The organism is Limnohabitans sp. DM1 (assembly GCF_001269385.1).
Classification (GTDB): domain Bacteria; phylum Pseudomonadota; class Gammaproteobacteria; order Burkholderiales; family Burkholderiaceae_C; genus Limnohabitans_A.
On the sequence record NZ_CXOO01000015.1, the window covers coordinates 129,759 to 152,472 of the forward strand.

At 59.3% G+C, this 22,714-nt stretch carries 20 protein-coding genes; 15 read left to right on the top strand and 5 right to left on the bottom strand.

Translation table 11 applies throughout. The annotated features are described in order from the left end of the window. Positions 1 to 72: 72 nt before the first annotated feature. Positions 73 to 1,182, bottom strand: a complete 1,110-nt coding sequence (gene dnaN / locus AMM33_RS06805; protein WP_090139803.1) for a DNA polymerase III subunit beta — start codon at positions 1,180 to 1,182, stop codon at positions 73 to 75. Positions 1,183 to 1,349: 167 nt separating this feature from the next. Beyond that, a complete protein-coding gene (gene dnaA, locus AMM33_RS06810) occupies positions 1,350 to 2,750 on the bottom strand; it encodes a chromosomal replication initiator protein DnaA (RefSeq protein WP_090139804.1) in 1,401 nt (466 codons plus the stop codon). Positions 2,751 to 2,988: 238 nt separating this feature from the next. Between dnaA and rpmH the strand changes: the two genes are divergently transcribed. The 6 genes from rpmH (at position 2,989) to AMM33_RS06840 (ending at position 8,321) form a co-directional block, all read left to right on the top strand. Continuing rightward, entirely contained in the window at positions 2,989 to 3,123 is a 135-nt protein-coding gene (gene rpmH, locus AMM33_RS06815; RefSeq protein WP_005798102.1) for a 50S ribosomal protein L34, read from the top strand. A 67-nt stretch (positions 3,124 to 3,190) separates the two neighbouring features. After that, the gene (locus tag AMM33_RS06820; RefSeq protein WP_090139806.1) at positions 3,191 to 3,637 is read left to right on the top strand and encodes a ribonuclease P protein component; all 447 of its coding nucleotides are present in this window, start codon (positions 3,191 to 3,193) and stop codon (positions 3,635 to 3,637) included. Next, positions 3,637 to 3,909, top strand: coding sequence for a membrane protein insertion efficiency factor YidD (gene yidD / locus AMM33_RS06825; protein WP_194945291.1), 273 nt, complete (start codon positions 3,637 to 3,639; stop codon positions 3,907 to 3,909). Before AMM33_RS06820 ends, yidD begins: the two co-directional genes overlap by 1 nt. Then, positions 3,906 to 5,594 (top strand): membrane protein insertase YidC, encoded by a 1,689-nt coding sequence (yidC, locus tag AMM33_RS06830; protein WP_090139811.1) that lies wholly within the window; start codon positions 3,906 to 3,908, stop codon positions 5,592 to 5,594. Before yidD ends, yidC begins: the two co-directional genes overlap by 4 nt. Positions 5,595 to 5,682: 88 nt before the next feature. Next, positions 5,683 to 7,095 carry a tRNA uridine-5-carboxymethylaminomethyl(34) synthesis GTPase MnmE gene (gene mnmE / locus AMM33_RS06835; RefSeq protein WP_090139813.1) on the top strand — a complete coding sequence of 471 codons (1,413 nt, stop codon included), beginning with the start codon at positions 5,683 to 5,685 and terminating at the stop codon, positions 7,093 to 7,095. A 263-nt stretch (positions 7,096 to 7,358) separates the two neighbouring features. Continuing rightward, a complete protein-coding gene (locus AMM33_RS06840; protein WP_090139903.1) occupies positions 7,359 to 8,321 on the top strand; it encodes a fatty acid desaturase family protein in 963 nt (320 codons plus the stop codon). A 44-nt stretch (positions 8,322 to 8,365) separates the two neighbouring features. On the opposite strand, the gene AMM33_RS06845 is transcribed toward AMM33_RS06840, so the two are convergent. Continuing rightward, positions 8,366 to 8,911, bottom strand: coding sequence for a helix-turn-helix domain-containing protein (locus AMM33_RS06845; RefSeq protein ID WP_194945285.1), 546 nt, complete (start codon positions 8,909 to 8,911; stop codon positions 8,366 to 8,368). A gap of 152 nt (positions 8,912 to 9,063) precedes the next feature. On the opposite strand from AMM33_RS06845, the gene AMM33_RS06850 reads away from it, so the two are divergent. From AMM33_RS06850 to AMM33_RS06890, 9 genes are all read left to right on the top strand, one after another. Beyond that, a complete protein-coding gene (locus AMM33_RS06850) occupies positions 9,064 to 10,230 on the top strand; it encodes a thiolase domain-containing protein (protein WP_090139818.1) in 1,167 nt (388 codons plus the stop codon). Continuing rightward, positions 10,227 to 11,756, top strand: a complete 1,530-nt coding sequence (locus AMM33_RS06855) for an AMP-binding protein (protein ID WP_090139819.1) — start codon at positions 10,227 to 10,229, stop codon at positions 11,754 to 11,756. Before AMM33_RS06850 ends, AMM33_RS06855 begins: the two co-directional genes overlap by 4 nt. Further along, positions 11,756 to 12,538 carry a 3-hydroxybutyrate dehydrogenase gene (locus AMM33_RS06860; RefSeq protein ID WP_090139821.1) on the top strand — a complete coding sequence of 261 codons (783 nt, stop codon included), beginning with the start codon at positions 11,756 to 11,758 and terminating at the stop codon, positions 12,536 to 12,538. The genes AMM33_RS06855 and AMM33_RS06860 overlap by 1 nt, the downstream gene beginning before the upstream one ends. Before the next feature lie 62 nt (positions 12,539 to 12,600). Next, positions 12,601 to 14,799: a 3-hydroxybutyrate oligomer hydrolase family protein gene (locus AMM33_RS06865; protein WP_090139823.1), complete on the top strand. Its 2,199-nt coding sequence runs from the start codon at positions 12,601 to 12,603 to the stop codon at positions 14,797 to 14,799. 325 nt (positions 14,800 to 15,124) lie between these two features. After that, positions 15,125 to 15,901 carry an ABC transporter ATP-binding protein gene (locus tag AMM33_RS06870; protein ID WP_062406585.1) on the top strand — a complete coding sequence of 259 codons (777 nt, stop codon included), beginning with the start codon at positions 15,125 to 15,127 and terminating at the stop codon, positions 15,899 to 15,901. Then, a complete protein-coding gene (locus AMM33_RS06875) occupies positions 15,894 to 16,604 on the top strand; it encodes an ABC transporter ATP-binding protein (RefSeq protein WP_090139825.1) in 711 nt (236 codons plus the stop codon). Before AMM33_RS06870 ends, AMM33_RS06875 begins: the two co-directional genes overlap by 8 nt. 25 nt (positions 16,605 to 16,629) lie before the next feature. After that, entirely contained in the window at positions 16,630 to 17,844 is a 1,215-nt protein-coding gene (locus AMM33_RS06880) for an ABC transporter substrate-binding protein (protein ID WP_090139826.1), read from the top strand. Positions 17,845 to 17,880: 36 nt separating this feature from the next. After that, positions 17,881 to 18,765 carry a branched-chain amino acid ABC transporter permease gene (locus AMM33_RS06885; protein ID WP_090139828.1) on the top strand — a complete coding sequence of 295 codons (885 nt, stop codon included), beginning with the start codon at positions 17,881 to 17,883 and terminating at the stop codon, positions 18,763 to 18,765. A gap of 4 nt (positions 18,766 to 18,769) precedes the next feature. Next, the gene (locus tag AMM33_RS06890) at positions 18,770 to 19,729 is read left to right on the top strand and encodes a branched-chain amino acid ABC transporter permease (RefSeq protein WP_090139830.1); all 960 of its coding nucleotides are present in this window, start codon (positions 18,770 to 18,772) and stop codon (positions 19,727 to 19,729) included. Between the two features lie 78 nt (positions 19,730 to 19,807). Here the strand turns inward: AMM33_RS06890 and AMM33_RS06895 are convergent, their stop codons facing one another. Together AMM33_RS06895 and AMM33_RS06900 are read right to left on the bottom strand one after the other, a co-directional pair. Continuing rightward, a complete protein-coding gene (locus AMM33_RS06895) occupies positions 19,808 to 20,329 on the bottom strand; it encodes a 2,4'-dihydroxyacetophenone dioxygenase family protein (RefSeq protein WP_090139831.1) in 522 nt (173 codons plus the stop codon). A 367-nt stretch (positions 20,330 to 20,696) separates the two neighbouring features. Then, positions 20,697 to 22,682, bottom strand: a complete 1,986-nt coding sequence (locus AMM33_RS06900; RefSeq protein ID WP_090139833.1) for a monovalent cation:proton antiporter family protein — start codon at positions 22,680 to 22,682, stop codon at positions 20,697 to 20,699. Between the last annotated feature and the right edge of the window lie 32 nt (positions 22,683 to 22,714).

Genomic DNA, 22,714 nt, shown 5'->3' on the forward strand with positions numbered 1-22,714 from the left:
TCTGTCGCTTGAATGGCCGAAACCCGCGAGGGGTCGCGGGTTTCGATAAGGTGGGCCTTGTGGGCTTTCGCCTTAAATGCGCATGGGCATCACCACATATTTGAAGTTGTCGTTCTCGGGGATCGTGATCAGCGCCGAGCTGTTGCCGTCTGCCAGATCAATGCGGACCATATCCTGGCCCATGTTGCTGAGCACGTCGATGATGTAGGTCACGTTGAAGCCGATTTCGATGCTGTCGCCACCGTAGTCGATGTCGAGTTCGTCCACGGCTTCTTCTTGTTCGGCGTTGGTCGAGGCCACGCGCAAGCTGCCGGGGTCCAGGTTCAGGCGCACGCCCTTGAACTTGTCGCTGGTCAGGATGGCGGTGCGCTGCAAGCAAGACAGCAGGGCTTGGCGGCCCAGGGTCAGGTTGTTGCTGTGGCCTTTGGGGATGACGCGGTTGTAGTCGGGGAACTTGCCCTCGACCAGCTTGGTCACGAACTCCATGCCGTCAAAGCTGAACTTGGCCTGGTTGTTGGCGAATTGCATCTCGATCGCGCCGTCGGCGTCCGACAGCAAGCGCTGCAGCTCGAGCACGGTTTTGCGCGGCAAGATGACTTCTTGTTTGGTGGGCACTTCGACGTCGAGCGTGGCGGCGGTGAAGGCCAGGCGGTGGCCGTCGGTGGCGACCAGGCTCAGGCGGTTGCCTTCGGCCACAAACAAGATGCCGTTGAGGTAGTAACGGATGTCGTGCACGGCCATGGCAAACGAGACCTGACCGAGCAATTGCTTGAGGGTTTTTTGCGGCACGCTGAACACGGGGCCGAAGCTGGCGGCTTCTTGCACCAGCGGGAAGTCTTCGGCGGGCAGCGTCTGCAAGGTGAACTTGGACTTGCCGCCCTTCAAGATCAGCTTGCCTTGCGACGACTCGAGGCTGACGGTTTGGTCAGCGGGCATGGTGCGCAGGATGTCGATGAGTTTGCGGGCGCCCACGGTGGTGGTGAAGTCGCCTGGGTCGCCTTCCATCTCGGCCGTGGTCCGGATCTGGATTTCCAAGTCGCTGGTGGTCAGCTGAACGGCGTGGCCCGTTTTGCGGATCAGCACGTTGGCCAGCACGGGCAGGGTGTGGCGGCGCTCGACAATGCCGGACACGGATTGCAGGACCGACAGCAATTTGTCTTGGGTGGCCTTCAGGACGATCATTTGTCTACCTTTGATGTTTTTTTCAAGCTTCAGCCTTGTGGGCTGGGGTGAGGTGGTCAACAGACGACATTTTCGCCTGTTTTTGGGTGCTTTTGAGGAGAATCGGCTGGAATGCCGCGTCGCAGGCTCCTCGCCATGACCCCAAAGCGTGCGCTCATCTGGTCCTGTCAGCCCTTGAGGGTCTGCTCCAGCACGTGCAGCTGCTGGTTCAATTCGGTCAATTGCTGGCGCTCGGCGCCAATCTTGCGAACGGCATGCAGCACGGTGGTGTGGTCACGGCCGCCAAACAGCTCGCCAATTTCGGGCAGGCTTTTTTGCGTCATTTCCTTGGCCAAGTACATGGCAATCTGGCGCGGGCGGGCAATGCTGGCTGGGCGCTTCTTGCTGTACATGTCGGCGACTTTGATCTTGTAGTAATCGGCCACGGTCTTCTGGATGTTTTCCACACTGATTTGGCGGTTTTGAATCGACAGCAGATCACGCAGTGCATCTCGGGCCAGCTGGATGGAGATTTCCTTCTGGTTGAAACGCGAATAGGCCAGGATTTTGCGCAGGGCGCCTTCGAGTTCGCGCACGTTGGAGCGCACGTTTTTGGCCACGAAAAACGCCACTTCTTCAGGCATTTCGCTGCCTTCGCTGATGGCTTTGTTGATCAGAATGGCCACACGCATTTCCAGCTCGGGTGGCTCCATGGCCACCGTCAAACCAGAATCAAAACGGGATACCAGACGCTCATGGATATCGGCCAGACCCTTGGGGTAGGTGTCGCTGGTCATCACGATGTGCGACTTTTTAGCCAGCAGGGCCTCAAAGGCGTTGAAGAATTCTTCTTGCGTGCGGTCCTTGTTGGCAAAGAACTGCACATCGTCAATCAGCAGCAAATCGAGCGAGTGGTAATGCTGCTTGAATTCATCAAAAGTCTTGCGTTGATAGGCTTTAACCACATCCGACACAAATTGTTCCGCATGGATGTAGAGAACTTTGGCCTCGGGGCGGTCGGCCAGCAGCTTGTTGCCGATGGCGTGCATCAAATGGGTCTTGCCCAGGCCGACGCCGCCGTAGATGAACAATGGGTTGTAAAGGTGCCCCGGAGAGCCCGCCACATGCATGGCAGCGGCGCGCGCCATGCGGTTGGCCGTGCCTTCTACCAGGGTGTCAAATGTCAGCGCTGTATTGAGCCGGCTGCGGAAGGTGTTGGTCACCGGTTCCTCAGGCACATCGAGCACTTCCGGTGCGCTTTCCATCGACGATGGCGTGGAAAGACGTTGAGCTTTGGCAGGGCCTTCGCGCGGAGTGATGACCAACTCAAGCTGAACGGGGTGACCTTGCAGACGCTCCAACATGGCGGTCAAGCGACTCGCATATTGGGCACGCACCCAATCGAGTTTGAAGCGATTGGCGACAAAAACCGTCAAGCGTGATCGGTCTTCGGACACCTGTGCGCTCAGGGGTTTGATCCAGGTATTGAACTGCTGCTCGGGCATCTCGCGGGACAGCTCATCCATGCAAGCCCGCCACAAAGAGGCGCTGGCATCGGTCTGTAATTGTGGTGTAAGTCCCTCGGGCATGTTGTATTTGTTTTATTGTGGACAGTGGTGGTCTGGAATGGCCGGAAAAACTGATTTATCAAGAGCTTATCCACATGCCATTTTTTCAGCAGGAGGCGCATCATAAACCACATCGAAGTCATTTTGGGCATGACGCGATGAAGGCATTTGGAAGGAAATTTGCCCTTGGTCAGAAAGTTTGCGATAATCTTGGGTTTCGCCCAACGCAGCTTATGGCTTTGGGCTCTAAGGAAGAGTTATGAAACGCACCTACCAACCATCCAAGACACGTCGCGCCCGTACCCACGGCTTCCTGGTTCGCATGAAAACCCGTGGTGGCCGTGCCGTGATCAACGCACGCCGCGCCAAGGGCCGCAAACGTCTGGCTGTCTAATGTCCGCGCAACCGTCAGGCAGTGACCCCATGTCGCTGTGGACGGTTGATGCTGGGGCAAGGCCACCGTGCAGCGTCTAAAAACACGCCCACAATTTCAGGCCACCCTGGCCGGCGGCACTGTCTCGCGTACGGCGCATTTTGCGCTGCATCGCCTGAGCTTGGCTGCAACGACAGACACCACTTTGGCTCAAGCCGATCAAGTCGGGCCTGCACCCTCACAGGAGCAGGCCCTTTTTGAATTGGCCGATGTCTGGCTGGGTGCCATGGTGCCCAAACGCTGGGCACGCCGTGCCGTCACACGCAATGCCATCAAACGCCAGATTTACAACGTGAGCGAACACTTTGGTGATCGACTGCCTGTGGCCGCCCATGTGGTGCGTTTGCGCACCACGTTTGACCGCAAGCAATTCATCAGTGCCACGTCTGAGCCCTTGAAGCAGGCCGTCCGTCAAGAGCTTGTGCAATTGTTCGAGCGTGCCGTTCGCCCCCTGACATCAGAGTCTCGCACATGATCATTCAGCGTTTATTGATGGGTGTGGTGCGCGGCTACCGCTTGTTGTTGAGTCCTTGGTTGGGTTCGTCTTGCCGTTTTGAGCCCACATGTTCGGCTTATGCCTTGCAAGCGCTGGAACAGCATGGCGCTGCCCAAGGGACTTATCTGACGGTTCACCGCTTGGTGCGTTGCGGACCCTGGTGCACCGGTGGTCACGACCCTGTTCCCGCCGAAGCGCCTCGCTTGTTTTCTGCTTTGTTTTCTCCCACTTCGTCAAAGAAGACCCCATGAACGATATCCGTCGCACCATCCTTTGGGTGATTTTTGGTTTTTCCATGGTCCTGCTGTGGGATCAATGGCAGCTGTACAACGGCAACAAGGCCACTTTCTTTCCAAAACCAGAAGTTGCCGCCCCCGCGCAAAATGCCGCCACACCGGCTGCCAGTGCCAACGGCGTGCCCACAGCCAGCACCACAGTGGTTGCGGCAACACCTGGCCAAGTGCCTTCGTCTATGCCTGCCGCTGCGGCCGCCCCCCGCGAAAAAATCGAAGTGGCCACCGACGTGCTCAAGCTCAGCTTTGACACCGAAGGCGGCTCTTTGGTGCGCACCGAATTCACAAAGCACGCTGACTTTGTCGACAGCAGCAAACCATTTGTCTTGCTCGACCAGAGCAGCAGTCGCGTTTATGTGGCGCAAACAGGCCTGATCGGCGGCGACTTTCCCACGCACAAATCGCCCATGAAGTTCAGCGGCGATCGCAGCCTCAAAGAAGGCCAAAACGAGCTGACCTTGCGCTTCGAGTCCGATGTGCAAAACGGCGTGAAACTGGTCAAGACCTACACCCTGCAACGCGGCAGCTACGCCATTGGCGTCAAGCACGAAGTGATCAACACCGGCACAGCCAACGTGTCGCCGCAGCTGTACTTGCAACTCGTGCGTGATGGCAACAAGCCTGCGGGCGAGTCGTCGTTCTACTCCACCTTTACTGGCCCGGCTGTTTACACCGAGGCCAAGAAGTACCACAAGGTCGAGTTCAGCGACATCGAAAAGAACAAGGCCGAAATCGACAAGACATCACCCAATGGCTACGTGGCCATGGTGCAACACTACTTCGCAACCGCCTGGCTGCTGGCGGATGGCATTCAGCGCGAAAACTTCGTGCGCAAGGTCGACAGCAATTTGTACGCCGTGGGCATGATCACACCACTGGCCGATGTGGCACCTGGCCAATCCAAGAGTGTGAGCACCCAATTGTTCAGCGGCCCCCAAGAAGAAAAAGTGCTCGAAGCCTTGGCCCCCGGACTGGACTTGGTGAAAGACTATGGCTGGTTGGCCATGCTGTCCAAGCCTTTGTACTGGTTGCTCGACAAACTCTTCAGCTTCATCCAGAACTGGGGCTGGTCCATCGTGGCGCTGGTGCTCTTGCTCAAAATTGCGTTCTATTGGCTCAACGCCAAGGCTTATGCCAGCATGGCCAAGATGAAAGCCATCAACCCCAAAATCATGGACATGCGTGAGCGCCTGAAAAACGATCCGCAAAAAATGCAGCAGGAGATGATGCGTATTTACCGCGAAGAAAAGGTCAACCCCATGGGCGGCTGCTTCCCGATCATGGTTCAGATCCCGGTGTTCATTGCCCTGTACTGGGTGTTGCTGTCCAGCGTCGAAATGCGCAATGCACCTTGGGTTCTCTGGATTCATGACCTGTCGGCACCCGATCCGTTCTTCATCTTGCCTTTGGTCATGACTTTGACCACCTTGCTGCAGACCGCGCTCAACCCCGCGCCGCCAGACCCGATGCAAGCCAAGCTGATGTGGATCATGCCGCTGGTGTTCTCGGTGATGTTCTTCTTCTTCCCGGCCGGACTGGTGCTGTACTGGATCACGAACAACATCTTGTCGATTGCCCAGCAGTGGATCATCAACGTACGCATGGGCGTGCCGCCACAATTCAACTTGCCAAAGTTCAAGTAAACCCCGAAGGGCCGCGCAAGCGGCCTTTTTTTGGCCTTGGCGCTTTGCCAATGTCCACTCACCCCCCTCTCATCATCTACCACTGCCCATGCTCGCCAGACACCAGGAACCCATCGTCGCCATCGCCACTGCACCGGGACGCGGCGCGGTGGGCATCGTGCGGGTGTCGGGGCGCAATCTGTCGTCGCTGATTCAGGCGCTGTGCGGGCGGACACTCAAGCCGCGTGAAGCGACGTATTTGCCGTTTGCCGATGCCGATGGCAGCCCGATCGACCACGGCCTGGCGCTGAGCTTTGTGGCGCCGCACTCGTTCACGGGTGAAGACGTGCTGGAGTTGCAAGCCCACGGTGGGCCGGTGGTCTTGCAGCTGCTGGTGGCGCGTTGCCTGCAAGCGGCGGCCGAGATGGACCCGACCTCAGACCAGCCGCGTTTGGCCGGTTTGCGCGTAGCGCAGCCGGGCGAGTTTTCTGAACGCGCTTTTTTGAACGACAAGATCGACCTGGCACAAGCCGAGGCGATTGCCGACCTGATCGACGCCAGCACTGAAGCCGCCGCACGCAGCGCCAGCCGGTCTTTGGCGGGAGATTTCTCCAAAGAAATCCATGGGCTGCGCGATGCACTGATTCACCTGCGCATGCTGGTCGAGGCCACGCTGGATTTTCCGGAAGAAGAAATCGACTTCCTGCAAAAAGCCGATGCACAAGGACAATTGACGCGCTTGCAAGCCGCGCTGCAAACCGTGTTGGGCAAAGCTAGGCAAGGCGCTTTGCTGCGCGAAGGCATCAAGGTGGTGATTGCGGGCCAGCCCAATGCAGGCAAGAGTTCTTTGCTCAATGCTTTGGCCGGGGCAGAGCTGGCCATCGTCACGCCCATTGCGGGCACCACCCGCGATGTAGTGCAGCAGACCATCCAGATCGAAGGCGTGCCGCTGCATGTGATCGACACCGCCGGGCTGCGCGAAGGCGAGGGCGTGGACGAGGTGGAGCAAATTGGGATTGCGCGCGCCTGGGGCCAAATAGAAAACGCCGATGCGGTGCTGTTTTTGCACGATCTCACGCGCGTGGGCCAAGCCGATTACGACAGCGCCGATGCCGACATTGCCGCCGCCCTGCAAAGCCGCTTGCCTGCCAGCGTGGCGGTGATCGATGTATGGAACAAGGCCGATGCGGCGCAGGTCTCGGGAGAGCGCTCCGGCTTGACGCTTTCGGCCCGCACAGGCGAGGGCCTGCAAGCCCTGCGCCAGCAACTGTTGCAGCAAGCCGGTTGGCAGCAGGCCAGCGAAGGCCTGTTCATTGCCCGCGAACGTCATGTGCAGGCATTGCACCGCGTGCGCGAGCATTTGGAAATGGCCGACGCCCACCTGGCCGCGCAAGCGCAAAACCTGGACCTGCTGGCCGAAGAGCTGCGCCTGGGCCAGAAAGCCTTGAATGAAATCACCGGCGAGTTCAGTGCCGATGATTTGCTCGGCGTGATCTTTTCGAGTTTTTGCATCGGCAAGTGAGCAGGTGTATCGCAACGACAAGAAACCTTGCGTTTTCTTGTCGTTGCCAGTTGGCGGCTACCACCCCAACACGCGCCCGCGCCCGATCATCCATGTCGCAGCTGAGGCTACTGACCTACAAATCAAAGCGTTGGCAGTCCCGTAGGTCGGCGGTCGAATACCCCGACGTGCAGCCTATACAGATCGGCCTCAAAAGGTCGCATCAGCGACTGTTTTGAGCGACCATCGGGCACAAGATAGCCCTTTTGCAAACCGCCCTTGCCATGACCACCGACACCCAGCCCAGCCTGAACCCCGAACAAGACGCGTATTTGCGGGAACGCTCGGACTGGATGGGCGCGTATTTGGTGTTGCACGCTTGGAGCGTGATCGCCTTGGCCATGGCGTTTTTCATCGCCTGGCCCAACCCCTTGAGCTTCGTCGTGGCCGTGGTCGTCATTGGCGGGCGGCAGCTTGGCTTGGCGATCTTGATGCACGACGCGGCGCACCGGGCCTTGTTCAAAAACGCCCGGCTCAATGACTCGCTGGGCGCGTTTTTGTGCGGCTGGCCTGTGGGGGCCAGCCTCACGCTGTACCGGCCTTATCACCTGAGCCACCACCGCCATACGCAGCAAGCCGAAGACCCCGACCTGATTTTGTCGGCACCCTTTCCCATCTCCAAACAAAGCTTTTGGCGCAAGATGCGGCGCGACATTTTGGGCATCACCGGATACCAGCGGCGCATGGAGTTTTTCCGCATGGAAATGGGCGACAGCCCCAGCCGCTGGCAGTGCATGAAGAACCTGTTTGCCGCAGAAAAATACTTTTTCTTGAGCAACCTGGCCATCTTCGCCGTCACGGCCGCAGCGGGCGTGTGGTGGGCTTACTTTGCGCTGTGGCTGCTGCCTTTGTTGACGTGGTACCAAGTCATCAGCCGCGTTCGCAACATCGCCGAGCACGCGGTGGTGGGCGATAACAACGACCGCCTGCGCAACACCCGCACCACCATAGCGAACTGGGGCATGCGCATGGTGCTGGCGCCGTACTGGGTCAACTACCACCTGGAGCACCACCTGTTTGTGTTCACCCCTTGCTGGAAGCTGCGTGCGGCGCACCGCATGCTGATGGCGCAAGGCTTTGGCCCGCGCATGGAACTGGCACCCGGTTATCTGGCGGTACTGAGAAAAGCGACGGCCAAAAATCAAGATGGCCCAGGTGGCCGATCGCGCCAGGCGGCAATGATTTGAGTGCAGCGTTCACTGTTTAGTGGACTGCAAAAACACGGCGTACATCAGCCCGGCAAACCGCCAATGCGTGCCATGAGTTCGGCCGCGTTGCGGGCCCCGAAATGCGCACGCAAACTGGCCCGCAGTTTTTCCACTGTGCGCGGACTCAGGCCCAGCTCTTTGGCCGAGTCCTTGGAGGTTTGCCCCTTGGCCATGCCAGCCAGAACTTCGCGCTCACGCGGGGTCAGACGTTCGGCATCTGCGACAGCCGACAAGGGCTCAAACACCCACGAAGCCGTCTCAAACGGATCGGTCAGGTTTGCCGCACGCCCATGCACACGCACCCAGATCAAGGAGCCATCGCGGCGGCGCATGAGGCGTTCGTCCTGGTATTGCCCTAGAGTGGCCATGACTTGCCAGCCGCGTTGCCCAATGCGCTCGAACTCGTCCTGGCTGGGGTAAAGCATGGCCAGGCTGGCGCCTTGCATTTCGTGAATTTCGTGGCCAAAAATATGGGCAAATGCGGTGTTGCACAGCACGATCTGGCGACGAGAAGACATCATCAAACCCAAGGGACTGAGCGAGACCAAATCGCCCCAATCGGTGCTCATGTTGGATGAATCAGAAGGAGGGGTATTTTTACGCAAGGGTAAGTCCGGGCGTGTTTTGACGACTGCACAAAGCATGATGAGCCACCTAATATAGCTGCAAGCGTGATCCCTTTTACGCACCTGAAAACCCTTTGTACATTGGATGCTCCCTGATGTTGGTTGACCTGATCGGTTACGCGCACACCCCGTTTGGCAAGTTGCCAGGCGCGGATGTCGAGGCTTTGATGCGCGAGGTGAGCACCACCGCCATTGGCGATGCGCACCTTGACGCCAGCGACATCGATGCCGTTGTGGTGGGCCACTTCAACCCCGGATTTGTTCGGCAAGGATTCACCGCTGGCCTGAGCGCGGGTTTGCTGCCTGGCCTGCACATGGTGCCCGCTGTGCGCGTGGAAAACGCCTGCGCTACCGGCAGCGCGGCCATTCACCATGCCCAGGCACTCATCGCTTCGGGTCAAGCCCGCCATGTGCTGTCCATCGGCGTGGAGGTCATGTCGGCTTTGCCCACACGCGAAGTGGGTCAGGCTTTGCTGCAAGCCTGTTATGTGCCCGAAGAAATTGACACGCCCGCCGGATTTGCGGGCATGTTTGCACGCTTGGCCGATGCCTATGCCGACCGCTACGGCGACCCGCACCCGGCCATGGCCCGCATTGCCGCCAAAAACCACGCCAACGGCCTGCACAATCCACTGGCGCAGCTGCATCTGAATGTGGATGCGGCGTTTTGCGCCACCGAATCCGACAAGAACCCCCGCGTGGTGGGGCGTCTGTTGCGCAGCGATTGCTCGCCGGTTTCCGATGGAGCAGCGGCTGTGGTGCTCAGCGCCGCCGATGCACACCAGCGCCAAGACAACGCTGTTCGTCTGCGAGCGACCGCACAGGCGACCGACTTGATGCCCTTGTCACGGCGTGACATGAGCAAGTTGGCTGGCACGCGCATGGCGTGGCAGCGCTTATTGGCAAAGGCTGGCATCACGCTGGACGATCTGGATTTGCTGGAAACCCATGACTGCTTCACGATTGCCGAGTTGATGCAGTACGAAGCCATTGGCTTGTGCGCACCTGGCCAAGGGGCGCGTGCGCTCGAAGAAGGCTGGGTCATGCCCGGTGGTCGTTTGCCGGTCAACCTGTCGGGCGGCCTCAAATCCAAAGGCCACCCGGTGGGGGCCACCGGTGTGTCGATGCATGTCATGGCGGCCTGGCAGTTGCTGGGGCGCTGGCGCAGCGCCCCCTTGCCAAATGCCCGGCTGGCCGCTGTACTCAATATGGGCGGTGCTGGCGTGGTGACCTGTGGCTCGGTGCTGGAAAGGTTGTCATGAACATTGCCCTTTGGTTGGCGCGCAGCGCCGAACGTTATCCGCAGCAAGCAGCCATCGCCCACGGCACCGAGGTCTGGTGCGACTACGCCGAATTTGCCCGCCGTACCGCACGCACGGCGCAGTGGCTGCGTGCACAAGGCGTGCAGCCGGGCGATCGGGTGGTGCTCTTCATGCACAACGCACCCGAATATTTGCCTTTGATGTGGGGCATCTGGTGGTGTGGTGCTGTGGCTGTGCCGGTGAACGCCAAGTTGCATGAACGCGAAGCGGCCTGGATTGCCGGGCACAGCGAGGCGCGTCTGGCGCTGGTGGATGAGGAACGCGCCAGTGGCTTGCAGCAAGCCTTGAGCGCATTGAATAGCACCACGCAGGTACAGGCTGACCACGCCTTCATGCTGCAAGGCGATAGCCCGCAGCTGTCTTTACAGCCCCGTGAAGACGATGACCCGGCTTGGCTGTTTTACACCAGCGGCACCACAGGTAGGCCCAAGGGCGTGGTGCTGTGCGCACGCCAGTTGCGCGGCTGTACGCAGGCGTATTTCGGCTCGGTGCAATCGGTGCAGCGTGGCGACACCATGCTGCACCCCGCGCCGCTGTCGCACGGTGGCGGCATGTACCACCTGCCCTATGTGCTGAACGCGGGCTTGAACGTGGTGCCCAGATCCGACGGATTTGACCCGCACGAAGCCCTGGCGCTGGCCGCGCACTGGCAGCAGGCCTCGTTTTTTGCAGCGCCCACCATGGTGCGGCGGCTGGTGGATGCGGCGCGCACCTTGCCCGAGCGCCCACAGGGCCTGGCCACCATCGTCTATGGTGGTGGCCCTATGTATCTGGCCGACATCGAAGAAGCCCTGCAAGTCATTGGGCCGCACTTTGCGCAGATCTACGGCCAAGGCGAATGCCCTATGACCATCAGCGTCTTGCCTAAGGGCGATGTGCTGGACACCGGCCACCCGCGCTGGCGTGAACGCCTGGCCTCTGTGGGCCATGCACAAGCCATGGTCGAAGTGAGGATTTGTGATGAGTCGGGCACTGAGCTACCCGTGGGCGAGGTGGGTGAGATTTGTGTGCGCAGCGAGTTGGTCATGGCCGGGTATTGGCGCGACCCCGAGGCCACGGCCAAAACCATTCGCCATGGCTGGCTGCAAACCGGCGATGTGGGCCGCCTGGACGCCGACGGTTACCTCAGCCTGCTCGACCGCTCCAAGGACATGGTGATCAGCGGCGGCACCAACATCTACCCGCGTGAAGTCGAAGAAGCGCTGCTCACGCATCCGCAGGTGGCCGAGGTCTCGGTGATCGGCCGGCCCGACCCCGAGTGGGGCGAGGTGGTGGTGGCCTTTGTGGTGTGCCGCGAAGCTTTGAGTGTGGCCGAGCTGGACGCGCACTGCCTGGATCAAGTGGCTCGCTTCAAGCGGCCCAAGCATTACCACTTTGTCAGGGCCTTGCCCAAAAACAACTACGGCAAGGTATTGAAAACCGAACTGCGCAGCATCGACGCGCAAAGTCTGAAAGGAAACACGTGATGAGCACCACACACTGCGCGCTGGTCACCGGTGCCACGCAGGGCATTGGCTTGGCCATCGCCACTCGCCTGGCCGAGGCCGGACACGATGTAGTGCTGCATGGCATCGAACCCTTGTCCGAAGGTCTGGCGGTGGCACAAGCTCTGGCGCAACGCACCGGACAAAAAACCGCCTATGTGCCAGCCGACCTGCGCGACCCGCAAGCGGCCAGTGCGCTGTGGGCGCAAGCGGCCAAGGCCCTGCGCACGCCGGATATCCTGGTCAACAACGCGGGCATTCAGCACACCTGCCCGGTACAAGACTTTCCGACCGACCGTTGGGACGCGATTTTGGCCATCAACTTGAGCGCGGCGTTCATGACCGTGCGCTCGGCTGTTCCCGCCATGCGTGCGCAAGGCTGGGGCCGCATCGTCAACATCGCCTCGGTGCATGGACTGGTGGCCTCGGTCAACAAAACGGCTTATCTGGCGGCCAAGCACGGTCTGGTGGGTCTGTCCAAAGGCGTGGCACTGGAGACCGCCACCGATGGCATCACCGTCAACTGCATCTGCCCGGGCTGGACCGACACGCCCATCATCGCGCCCCAAATTGAGGCACGGGCCCAGGCTCTGGGTGGCAACCGCGATGCTGCCATCCGTGATTTGTTGCGTGAAAAGCAGCCTAACCAAACACTGCTGCCGCCCGGGCGCATTGGAGATGTGGCGGTGTTTTTGTGCAGCGATGCGGCAGCAGGCATCACGGGTGTGTCCCTGCCGGTTGATGGTGGTTGGACGGCGCAGTAATCCCCTTTTTTTACGACCTTTCTACCCGCCCAGATGGGCATACAACAGAGGAGACAAGTGAAATGAAAAAACAACACAAAACGATGATGGCGGGGGCTGTGCCCCTGCTGTTGGCCGCCTGCGGCGGTGGAGACGGTGGGAGCGGCGTGACTGTCAATACGCTGCCGAAGCACCTGACTCAACACAGTGTCATGGCCTACACGGCAACGACGCCTGGTGCTGGCAACAGCACAGATTCGCAGGACTTGCTGACCGCTGGCCTTGGCAAAACAGGCCTTGGTACTGCTACTGCGCCAAGTTATGCCGATCCTCTGAAACCAACTGCTCTGGAGCTGCGACGCAACGCCATACACGCCAACTACCGCGCCATTCTTGATCCAAGCGCCAATGGCGGTTATGGCCGTTTGTACGGGCCCAACATCGACCAGAACGGCGCAGACAGACTCGGTGAAGGCATGATTCCTGGCAAGGAGTTCATTGCATCGCTGGACGACGGAAGTGGCAACAAACAGGTCGTGATCGCTGTCCAAATCCCTGACAGTTTTGATGTCAAGAACCCTTGCATTGTGGCCGGTCCATCCTCAGGTTCGCGTGGTGTATATGGCTCGGTTGGCAGCGCGGGCGAGTGGGGACTCAAGCGTGGCTGCGCTGTGGCACTGACCGACGCCGGCAAGGGCGTAGGACTGTATGACCCCAGCGATGACACTGTCAACAAGATAGACGGTACTCGTGCGACCCGATCAGCAGCTGGTGCCTTGTCCCTCTTCGCTGCCAGTTTGAGCGACAGCGTTCGGACATTGTTCAACACAGCGTTTCCGAACCGACTTGCCCTCAAGCACGCGCACTCGCAGATGAACCCCGAAAAGGACTGGGGCAGCGACACGCTGACTTCCATACGCTACGCCTTATACGTACTGAATGAGCAATATGCGTCCACCGTCCCGGGTGGCACAGGCAAGGCAGTGCGGTTTGACGCTGGCAACACACTGGTGATCGCAGGCTCCGTTTCCAACGGTGGCGCAGCCGTATTGCGGGCCGCCGAACTCGACTCTGAAGGTTTGATCGATGGGGTGGTGGCCTCCGAGCCGAGTGCACAGCCATCTCGAACCACCGGGTACGGCGTGCAGTTCGGCGGTGCGGACATTCCTATCAAGGGTCTTCCGCTGATCGACATCTTCACTATTGCCAACCTTTACCAGCCCTGTGCGGCACTGGCACCCACTGCCGCTATGGCCGAATCGACGATCTACAACTATATGACCTTGACCGGCATGAACGCGCGCGCGAGCAACCGCTGCGCAGCGCTTGCAGCCAAAGGCCTGGTCAGTGGCACTACAACTTCGGAGCAGGCGGCGGACGCGTTACGGAAGCTTCGAGACAGCGGGTTTTCGGCGGACCACGACACCATGCACAACGCCCACTATGGACTGGGCAACGCGGCCATCATCAGCATGATGTACACAAACGCCTTTGGACGATTCTCGGTCATCGACAACCTGTGCGGCATGAGCGCAGCTCAGGTGGACGGGACAGGCTCCGTTGTGCCTGTGAACCCGACCGTCAAGGCGCAGAGCTTTGCAGGTGGCAATGGCACGGTTAACGGTGCGCCTGCAAGCGTGGTCTACAACACATCGGTGGGCGGGGCTAAGTCTTGGGCGTTCGGAGTTTCTCCGTCGAGCGGAATGGCCGATTTCTCATTGGATGCGGCGCTTTGCCAGCGTGCCTTGGTGACCGGCAAGGATCCTGTAGGCAACACCGACCTCACGACGACCAGCAGCCCGACCTTGGCTCAAAGCCAGGCAGTCCGCTCAGGTATGCGCGAGGTTTTGCTCAGCGGCAACCTTCAGAACAAACCGACACTGATCGTCGCCGGACGCAACGACGCGTTGGTGCCAGTTAATCACGCTGCCCGAGCCTATGCCGCGTTCAACCGAAGCGTCGAGGGAACTGGTAGCCAGCTCCGTTACATCGAGGTGACTAACGCGCAGCACTTTGACACCTTCTTGCCATTCTCAGGCTTTGATACCCGCTTCGTCCCCCTGCACGGCTACTTCAATCTTGCCATGGACGCGATGTACGCCAAGCTCAAGAATGGCACCGCGCTGCCTCCCAGCCAAGTGGTGCGCACTACGCCGCGCGGGGGCACACCTGGTGCTGCGCCAGCGATCACCGCTTCGCACCTTCCGCCGTTTGCTTCGGCACCTGTGTCCACCGATGTCATCGGCATCAGCGCGTCACACGTGATCGAAGTGCCGAACTGAGGCAAACCGTCGGGTTACGGCTTCCGTGCTGCAGCCCGACGCCGCGCCTTGTGCGTAGCAATACGCTGGTGAAAACCCGCTTAAGCATTCAGGGCCAAACTGCATGCATAGGCAAGCACGTTGGCGCAAGCCAACGAGCAAAAACATCCAATATCCGGAGAGCAATTTGTCGTCAGAATCCATTTTCGAAACCTTGGCACTCTGCAATCCAGACACTTGCGAGACAAGCCCCCGGGATAACCATGACGCCAAACTGACATGAGCCCCCGCACAATCACAAAGCTAAGAATTTTTAACCGCCGAACAATGAACCAGAGCAGTCCAGATGTCCAGCAATTTCATTCTTGAAACCCGAGAGCTTGTCAAAGAGTTCAAGGGCTTCGTTGCCGTCAACGGCGTGAGCCTGAATGTGCAGCGTGGTCACATCCACGCGCTGATCGGCCCCAACGGCGCAGGCAAGACCACCGTCTTCAACCTGCTGACCAAGTTCCTGATTCCTACCCGTGGACAGATCCTGTTCAATGGGCACGACATCACGCCCGAGAAACCTTCTCAGGTGGCGCGCCGCGGCATCGTGCGCTCGTTCCAGATTTCGGCCACCTTCCCTAACCTCACAGTGATGGAGAACGTTCGCATTGGCTTGCAACGCGCCACGGGCACCTCGATGCACTTTTGGCGATCTGAGCGCAGCCTGAACCAGCTCAACGACAAGGCCATGGCTTTGCTCGACCAGGTCGATTTGGGCAACATGGCCGACCTGACGGCGGTCGAGCTGCCTTATGGCCGCAAGCGCGCCTTGGAAATCGCCACCACACTGGCGATGGACCCCGAGCTGATGCTGCTGGACGAACCCACACAGGGCATGGGCCACGAAGACGTGGACCGCGTGACGCAGCTGATCAAGAAAGTCGGTGCCAACCGCACCATCTTGATGGTGGAGCACAACATGAATGTGGTGTCCAAAATCGCAGACACCATCAGTGTCTTGCAGCGTGGGCAAGTGATTGCAGAAGGACCTTACGCCGTGGTGTCGCAAAACCCTCAAGTGCTCGAAGCCTACATGGGCACGACCGATAACCAACTGGAGGGGGCCCATGGCTGAGTCCGAAGAATTCTTGCGCATCAGCAACCTCCAGTCTTGGTATGGCGAGTCGCACATCCTGCACGGGGTCGACATGACCGTGAACGAAGGCGAGGTGGTTACTTTGCTGGGTCGCAACGGTGCAGGCCGCACCACCACAGTCAAATCCATACTTGGCCTGGTGGGCCGTCGCACCGGCTCGATCACCATCAAAGGGCAGGAAACGGTGAACTGGGCACCGCACCAGATTGCCAAGCTGGGCATCGGGTATTGCCCGGAAGAGCGGGGTATTTTTTCAGCCCTGACTTGCGAAGAAAACCTGCTGCTGCCGCCCGTGATTGCCCCCAATGGCATGTCGATCGAAGAAATTTACGACATGTTCCCCAACCTGCAGGAGCGGCGCAACAGCCCCGGAACGCGCCTGTCGGGCGGTGAGCAGCAAATGCTGGCTGTGGGCCGCATTCTGCGCACTGGCGCGCGCTTTTTGTTGCTTGACGAAATTTCTGAAGGCCTTGCCCCTGTGATCGTGCAGGCCCTGGCCCGAATGATCAGGGCCCTCAAGGCCAAGGGCTTCACCATCATCATGGTGGAGCAGAACTTCCGGTTTGCCGCGCCCTTGGCTGACCGGTTTTACGTGATGGAACATGGTCAGATGGTGGAGAGCTTTACCTCACAAGAGCTGTCCTCCAAGATGGGCATGTTGAACGAGTACCTGGGTGTGTGATTTTTTTCTAACTGGAGATAACACGATGAAACGCAAACTTCTTTCCCTCGCTGCCGTGGCAGTCTGTGCCTTTGTAGGCTCGGCCCAAGCTCAGATCTCTGACGGCATCGTCAAGATCGGTGTGCTCAACGACATGTCGGGTCTTTACTCTGACATTGCTGGCCCCGGCTCGGTCACCGCAGCCCGCATGGCTGTGGAGGACTACATCAAGGCCACCAAGAGCACACTCAAAGTGGAAATCGTGAGCGCTGACCACCAGAACAAGCCCGATGTGGGCTCCAACATTGCACGCCAGTGGTATGACACCGACAAGGTGGACATGATCGCCGATGTGCCCACCTCATCGGTCGGACTGGCCATTGCCAAACTCTCGGCCGACAAGGGCAAACTGCACGTCAATTCCGGCTCGGCCACGGCCGACCTGAGCGGCAAGGCCTGCAACGCCAACACCATCCATTGGGCTTATGACACCTGGATGCTGGCCAACGGCACCGGCAAAGCGATTGTCAAAAGCGGTGGTGACACCTGGTTCTTCCTGACCGCTGACTATGCTTTCGGCCACGCCCTGGAGCGTGACACAGAAGCGGTGGTGACCAAAAACGGCGGCAAGGTGGTGGGCAAAGTGCGCACACCTTTCCCATCGCAGGACTTCTCTTCGTTCCTGCTGCAGGCTCAAGCTTCCAAAGCCAAGATCATTGGTTTGGCCAACGCCGGAGGCGACACCACCAACTCGATCAAGCAAGCGGCTGAATTCGGCATCACCAAAGGTGGCCAGAATCTAGCGGGTCTGCTGGTGTTCCTGCCCGACGTCCACGCGCTGGGTTTGAACACCGCGCAGGGCCTGATGTTGACCGAAACCTTCTACTGGGATCTGAATGACAACACCCGAGCCTTCTCCAAGCGTTTTGCAGCAGCGCAAGGCGGCAAGATGCCTTCGATGGTCCAAGCTGGCGTGTACTCCAGCGTGATTCACTACCTTAAGTCCGTGGATGCGGCCAAAACCGACGACGGCACCAAAGTGGCCGCCAAGATGAAAGAGCTGCCCACAGATGACCCTTTGTTCGGCAAAGGCAGCGTGCGTCCCGATGGTCGCAAGATTCACCCCGCTTACCTGTTCCAGGTCAAGAAGCCCGCCGAGTCCAAGGGCCCTTACGACTACTACAAGCTGGTTGCCACGATCCCTGCCAACGAGGCCTTCCGCCCCCTGGCCGAGAGCGAGTGCCCGTTGGTCAAGAAGTAATCCCTCCCCTTAGTTCAAGCAAGTCGAAACATCACCATGGAAATCTTTGGCATACCCTCACAAGCCCTGTTTGGGCAATTGCTGATCGGGCTGATCAACGGCTCTTTTTACGCATTGCTCTCGCTGGGCCTGGCCGTGATTTTCGGCTTGCTGAACATCATCAACTTCACCCACGGCGCCCAGTACATGCTGGGCGCCTTCGTGGCCTACCTGTCGCTCACCAAGTTAGGCATCAACTACTGGGTGTCGCTCATCGTGACGCCCATTTTGGTGGGTGCCACCGGCATGCTCATTGAGCGCACCATGCTCAAGCAGCTGTACAAGCTGGACCACCTGTATGGCCTGCTGCTCACCTTCGGTCTGGCCTTGATCATTCAGGGTTTGTTCCGACACGAATTCGGCTCTTCGGGCATGCCTTATCCGGTGCCCGAAGTCTTCAAGGGTGCTTACAACACCGGCTTCATGTTCCTGCCCAAGTACCGCGCCTGGGTCATCGTGGCTTCGCTGGTGGTGTGCTTCACCACCTGGTACGTGATCGAACGGACCAAGCTGGGCGCTTATCTGCGCGCCGCCACTGAAAACCCCAGCCTGGTGCAGGCGTTTGGCATCAACGTCCCGCGCATGATCACATTGACCTATGGCTTCGGCGTGGGCTTGGCTGCTTTTGCGGGTGTGATGGCCGCGCCCATTTACCAGGTCAACCCCACCATGGGCGCTGACATCATCATTGTGGTGTTTGCGGTGGTTGTGATCGGCGGCATGGGCTCCATCATGGGTGCGATCCTCACCGGTTTTGGCTTGGGCCTGATCGAAGGCCTGACCAAGGTGTTCTACCCCGAAGCCTCCAGCACGGTGATTTTCATCATCATGACCATTGTTCTCCTGATCAAGCCTGCCGGGTTGTTCGGCACCCAGAAATAAGACCATGACCACTGTCTCGACCCCCACACTCAAGACCCAGTCGTTCACCCACCAGTGGGTGGCCTTTGCCATCATGGTGCTGGTTCTGGTCATCGCGCCCATCTGGGTGTACCCCATTTTCCTGATGAAGGTCATGTGCTTTGCCTTGTTTGCATGCGCCTTCAACTTGCTGATCGGTTTTGGTGGCCTGCTGTCTTTTGGCCACGCCATGTTTTTGGGCACCGCCGGTTATGCCGCTGCCCATGCGGCCAAAGTCTGGGGCTGGAACCCGGAGCTGGCCGTGTTGTTTGCCACCGCTTGCTCTGGGTTGCTTGCGCTGGTGACGGGCATGCTGGCCATTCGCCGGCAAGGCATTTATTTTGCGATGATCACCTTGGCGTTTTCCCAGATGGTGTTCTTCTTCTACCTGCAAGCACCTTTCACGGGTGGCGAAGACGGCATTCAGTCGGTGCCACGCGGCAAGCTGTTTGGCGTGTTCGATTTGTCTGAAAACACGGCCATGTACATGTTTGTGCTGGCGATCTTCCTGGCCGGTTTTGCCCTGATTTGGCGCATCATTTATTCGCCCTTTGGCCAGATCCTCAAAGCCATCCGCGAAAACCAGGACCGCGCCATTTCGCTGGGTTACGACACCGACATGTTCAAGCTGATTGCCTTCGTCATCTCTGGCGCATTGGCAGGCACAGCGGGTGCTACCAAGTCGCTGGTGTTCCAGTTGGCCTCGCTCACCGACGTGCATTGGTCCATGTCGGGCGAGGTGGTGCTGATGACGCTGCTGGGTGGCTTGGGCACTTTGTTCGGGCCAGTGGTGGGTGCGGCCGTGATCGTGAGCATGCAAAACTACCTGGCCCAGTTTGGCGCATGGGTCACCATCATCCAGGGTGCGATCTTCGTGATCTGCGTGCTCGCTTTCCGCCGGGGCATCATTGGCGAAATCGCCCACTGGCTGAAGAAGCCACTTTGAGACAGCGCCGCACTGCGGTGAGGCCTCCATAAAAAAACCGCCCACAGAGGCGGTTTTTTCTTGTGCGAAATCGGTGTCTCAGCGCATGAAGGTCTTCACGTAATCCGCCCCCAGCCCCACGGCTTCAAAGTGGGCGCGGTACTTCTCGATGCGGGTGAACACGTCGTCGTATCCGGTGGCATTGCCTTGGGTGTCCACGTACATCAGGGCCCCGTGCACGGTGAACATCGTCACCATGTCCTGGCAGTCGTCGGGCACCACCAGGGTGTGGGTCTCGCCCGGGGGCTCGAACACATAGCTGCCTTCTTCGGCCACCCAGTCGTGTTCCAGATACAGCCATTTGCCGCGCAGCACATGCGCGTGCACCATGCCGGAATGCCGGTGGCGCTGCAGCAGGCCCGAGCGCTTGACTTTGAGCAGGTGCACATAAAAGCCACCCGTCACGTTCAGGTGCAAGGGGCGCGACCAGATGCCGGGGGCGACAGGCGCCCACAGGCGCTCGTCTTCGGTCTGCACGTCGTGCACCACCATGTCAGGTGCCATGCCCCAGGGCTGGGGCTTGGCATAGGGCACGCGGTCGTCGTTGGGGGGAGCTGTCATTTGAGTCATGAGGACTTTCTGTCAATCAGAGCGACACAGCATAAAAGCTGCCGCTCTGACTGTCTGCATTGTGGGTGACAGTGCGTCGTCCATTTTTCTTCTGTGGCGAGATTTGTGGCTTGCAATAAAAATCGCTACTTCCCCCAGTCAGCTGAAGGCCAGCCTTCAATCTTTTAGTCCATCAGCACTTATGGATCCGGCAGGTTGAAATTTTTAAATTTGTGCACCGTCACCATGCAGTCAACCCGAAAGTCGGTGGCAACAGAGCCGACATGCCGCCTTCGCCGAGGCATGCAATGTCGGGGCTAAAGCCACCGACCTACAAGATCTTTAACCCTTGAATACTTCAAAGGCCCGGATCAATAAATCAGCCTCGCAACAGCTTTTCCTCAGCCACAGCCAAGGTCTGCAATTTCCCGGACAACACCAGCGTGTCACCCGTCTGCAGTTCGGTCTCCTCGTTCACGCGCAGGGTCTGACCGTTGGCGCGGCGCAGGCTGACCACACGCACACCCATCGCGTGCAAGGCCAGGTCCTGCACTTGCTTGCCCAGCCAAGGTGATGCAAATGGCAAGCTCACGGGTGTCAGGCGCTCATGGTCAATTTCATCCAGCGTGTCGTCGTCGGCCCCATGGAAATAGCCCTTGAGCAGGTTGTAGCGTGCATCCCGCTGGTCTTGCACCAAACGAATCACACGTCGCATGGGCACACCCACCAGCGCCAGCGCGTGGCTGGCCAGCATGAGCGAGCCTTCCAGTGCTTCGGGCACCACCTCGGTGGCGCCAGCTTGCTGGAGTTTCTCCAGGTCCAGGTCGTCTTGCGTGCGCACAATCACCGGCACTTGCGGTGCATGGCTGTGGGCGTGGTCCAGCACTTTCATGGCCGCAGGGACATCCAGATAGGTGATGACCACGGCGCTGGCGCGGGCAAGGCCAGCCGCCATGAGCGACTGCAAGCGCCCCGCATCGCCAAACACCACCGAGTCCCCGGCTGCAGCGGCCTGGCGCACGCGGTCCGGGTCGAGATCGAGCGCCATGTAGGGGATGTTTTCTTTTTCCAGCATGCGCGCCAGGTTCTGGCCGCAGCGGCCATAACCACAAATGATGACGTGTTTGCTGGTGTTGATCGACTTGCGGGCGATGGTGGTCATTTGCAGGGATTGCTGCAGCCATTCGCTGGCCACCACCTTCATGACGATGGTGTTGGCGTGCATGATGATGAAGGGCGTGGCCAGCATCGACAGCACCATGCTGGCCATCACCGGGTTGAGCAAGGCGGGCGGAATCACACCGTTTTGCGAACCCAGCGTGAGCAGCACAAAGCCGAACTCACCGGCTTGTGCCAGATACAAGCCAGTGCGCAGGGCCACCCCGTTGGCAGCACCGGTCAGCTTGGCCAGTGCTGCCACCAACACCAGTTTGAACACGACGGGCAAAGTGGTCAGCACCAGCATCAGGTGCCAGCGTTCAAACACGATGTGCCAGTCCAGCATCATGCCGATGGTGATGAAAAACAGGCCCAACAAGATGTCATGAAACGGGCGAATGTCCAGCTCGACTTGGTGCTTGTATTCCGTCTCTGAAATCAACATGCCCGCGATGAAGGCGCCTAACGCCAGACTCAAACCGGCCAGCTCGGTGATCCAGGCCAGACCCAAGGTGACCAGCAGCAGGTTGAGGACAAACAGCTCTTCACTTTTGCGCCGCGCCACCAGCGTGAGCCACCAACGCATCACGCGCTGCCCGCCCGTCAACAGCAGCGTGATCAGCACCACGGCTTTGACCCCGGCCAGCAACAAGGCGCCAAGCAATTGCTCGGGCGCTGAACCCAAAGCGGGGATCAACACCAGCAAAGGCACCACAGCCAGATCCTGAAACAGCAGCACGCCAATCACGCGTTTGCCGTGCTCACTCTCGAGTTCGAGGCGGTCGGCCATCAACTTGACCACAATGGCCGTGCTGCTCATGGCCATGGCCCCCGACAGAGCCAGCGCAGTCTGCCATTCCATCTTCCACAGGGTCGGCGCCAGCGTGGCCAAAAAAAGCGATGCCAGCGTGACAAGCACCAAGGTGAGCATCACCTGCAACAAGCCCAAGCCAAACACATGTTTGCGCATGGATCGCAGCTTGGGCAAGTTGAATTCCAGCCCGATCACGAACATGAGGAACACCACCCCGAATTCGGCCAAGTGCTTCACGGCTTCAGAGTTTTGCGCAAAGGCCAGCGCATTGGGGCCGATGACTACGCCCACCGCCAGGTAGCCCAGCATGGGAGGCAGTTTGAGCATGCGGCAACCCACCACACCGAGCACTGCGGCCAGCAAATACATCAGGGTCAGTTCCAGGGTGCTCATGCTTGGATGGTAACAAGCCCTCGTCACGAATC

Excerpts from the sequence above, each read along its gene's own strand:
- dnaN (WP_090139803.1), bottom strand. The coding sequence starts at position 1,182 with ATGATCGTCCTGAAGGCCACCCAAGACAAATTGCTGTCGGTCCTGCAA.
- dnaA (WP_090139804.1), bottom strand. The coding sequence starts at position 2,750 with ATGCCCGAGGGACTTACACCACAATTACAGACCGATGCCAGCGCCTCT.
- rpmH (WP_005798102.1), top strand. The coding sequence starts at position 2,989 with ATGAAACGCACCTACCAACCATCCAAGACACGTCGCGCCCGTACCCAC.
- yidC (WP_090139811.1), top strand. The coding sequence starts at position 3,906 with ATGAACGATATCCGTCGCACCATCCTTTGGGTGATTTTTGGTTTTTCC.
- mnmE (WP_090139813.1), top strand. The coding sequence starts at position 5,683 with ATGCTCGCCAGACACCAGGAACCCATCGTCGCCATCGCCACTGCACCG.
- AMM33_RS06840 (WP_090139903.1), top strand. The coding sequence starts at position 7,359 with ATGACCACCGACACCCAGCCCAGCCTGAACCCCGAACAAGACGCGTAT.
- AMM33_RS06845 (WP_194945285.1), bottom strand. The coding sequence starts at position 8,911 with ATGAGCACCGATTGGGGCGATTTGGTCTCGCTCAGTCCCTTGGGTTTG.
- AMM33_RS06850 (WP_090139818.1), top strand. The coding sequence starts at position 9,064 with ATGTTGGTTGACCTGATCGGTTACGCGCACACCCCGTTTGGCAAGTTG.
- AMM33_RS06855 (WP_090139819.1), top strand. The coding sequence starts at position 10,227 with ATGAACATTGCCCTTTGGTTGGCGCGCAGCGCCGAACGTTATCCGCAG.
- AMM33_RS06860 (WP_090139821.1), top strand. The coding sequence starts at position 11,756 with ATGAGCACCACACACTGCGCGCTGGTCACCGGTGCCACGCAGGGCATT.
- AMM33_RS06865 (WP_090139823.1), top strand. The coding sequence starts at position 12,601 with ATGAAAAAACAACACAAAACGATGATGGCGGGGGCTGTGCCCCTGCTG.
- AMM33_RS06870 (WP_062406585.1), top strand. The coding sequence starts at position 15,125 with ATGTCCAGCAATTTCATTCTTGAAACCCGAGAGCTTGTCAAAGAGTTC.
- AMM33_RS06875 (WP_090139825.1), top strand. The coding sequence starts at position 15,894 with ATGGCTGAGTCCGAAGAATTCTTGCGCATCAGCAACCTCCAGTCTTGG.
- AMM33_RS06880 (WP_090139826.1), top strand. The coding sequence starts at position 16,630 with ATGAAACGCAAACTTCTTTCCCTCGCTGCCGTGGCAGTCTGTGCCTTT.
- AMM33_RS06885 (WP_090139828.1), top strand. The coding sequence starts at position 17,881 with ATGGAAATCTTTGGCATACCCTCACAAGCCCTGTTTGGGCAATTGCTG.
- AMM33_RS06890 (WP_090139830.1), top strand. The coding sequence starts at position 18,770 with ATGACCACTGTCTCGACCCCCACACTCAAGACCCAGTCGTTCACCCAC.
- AMM33_RS06895 (WP_090139831.1), bottom strand. The coding sequence starts at position 20,329 with ATGACAGCTCCCCCCAACGACGACCGCGTGCCCTATGCCAAGCCCCAG.
- AMM33_RS06900 (WP_090139833.1), bottom strand. The coding sequence starts at position 22,682 with ATGAGCACCCTGGAACTGACCCTGATGTATTTGCTGGCCGCAGTGCTC.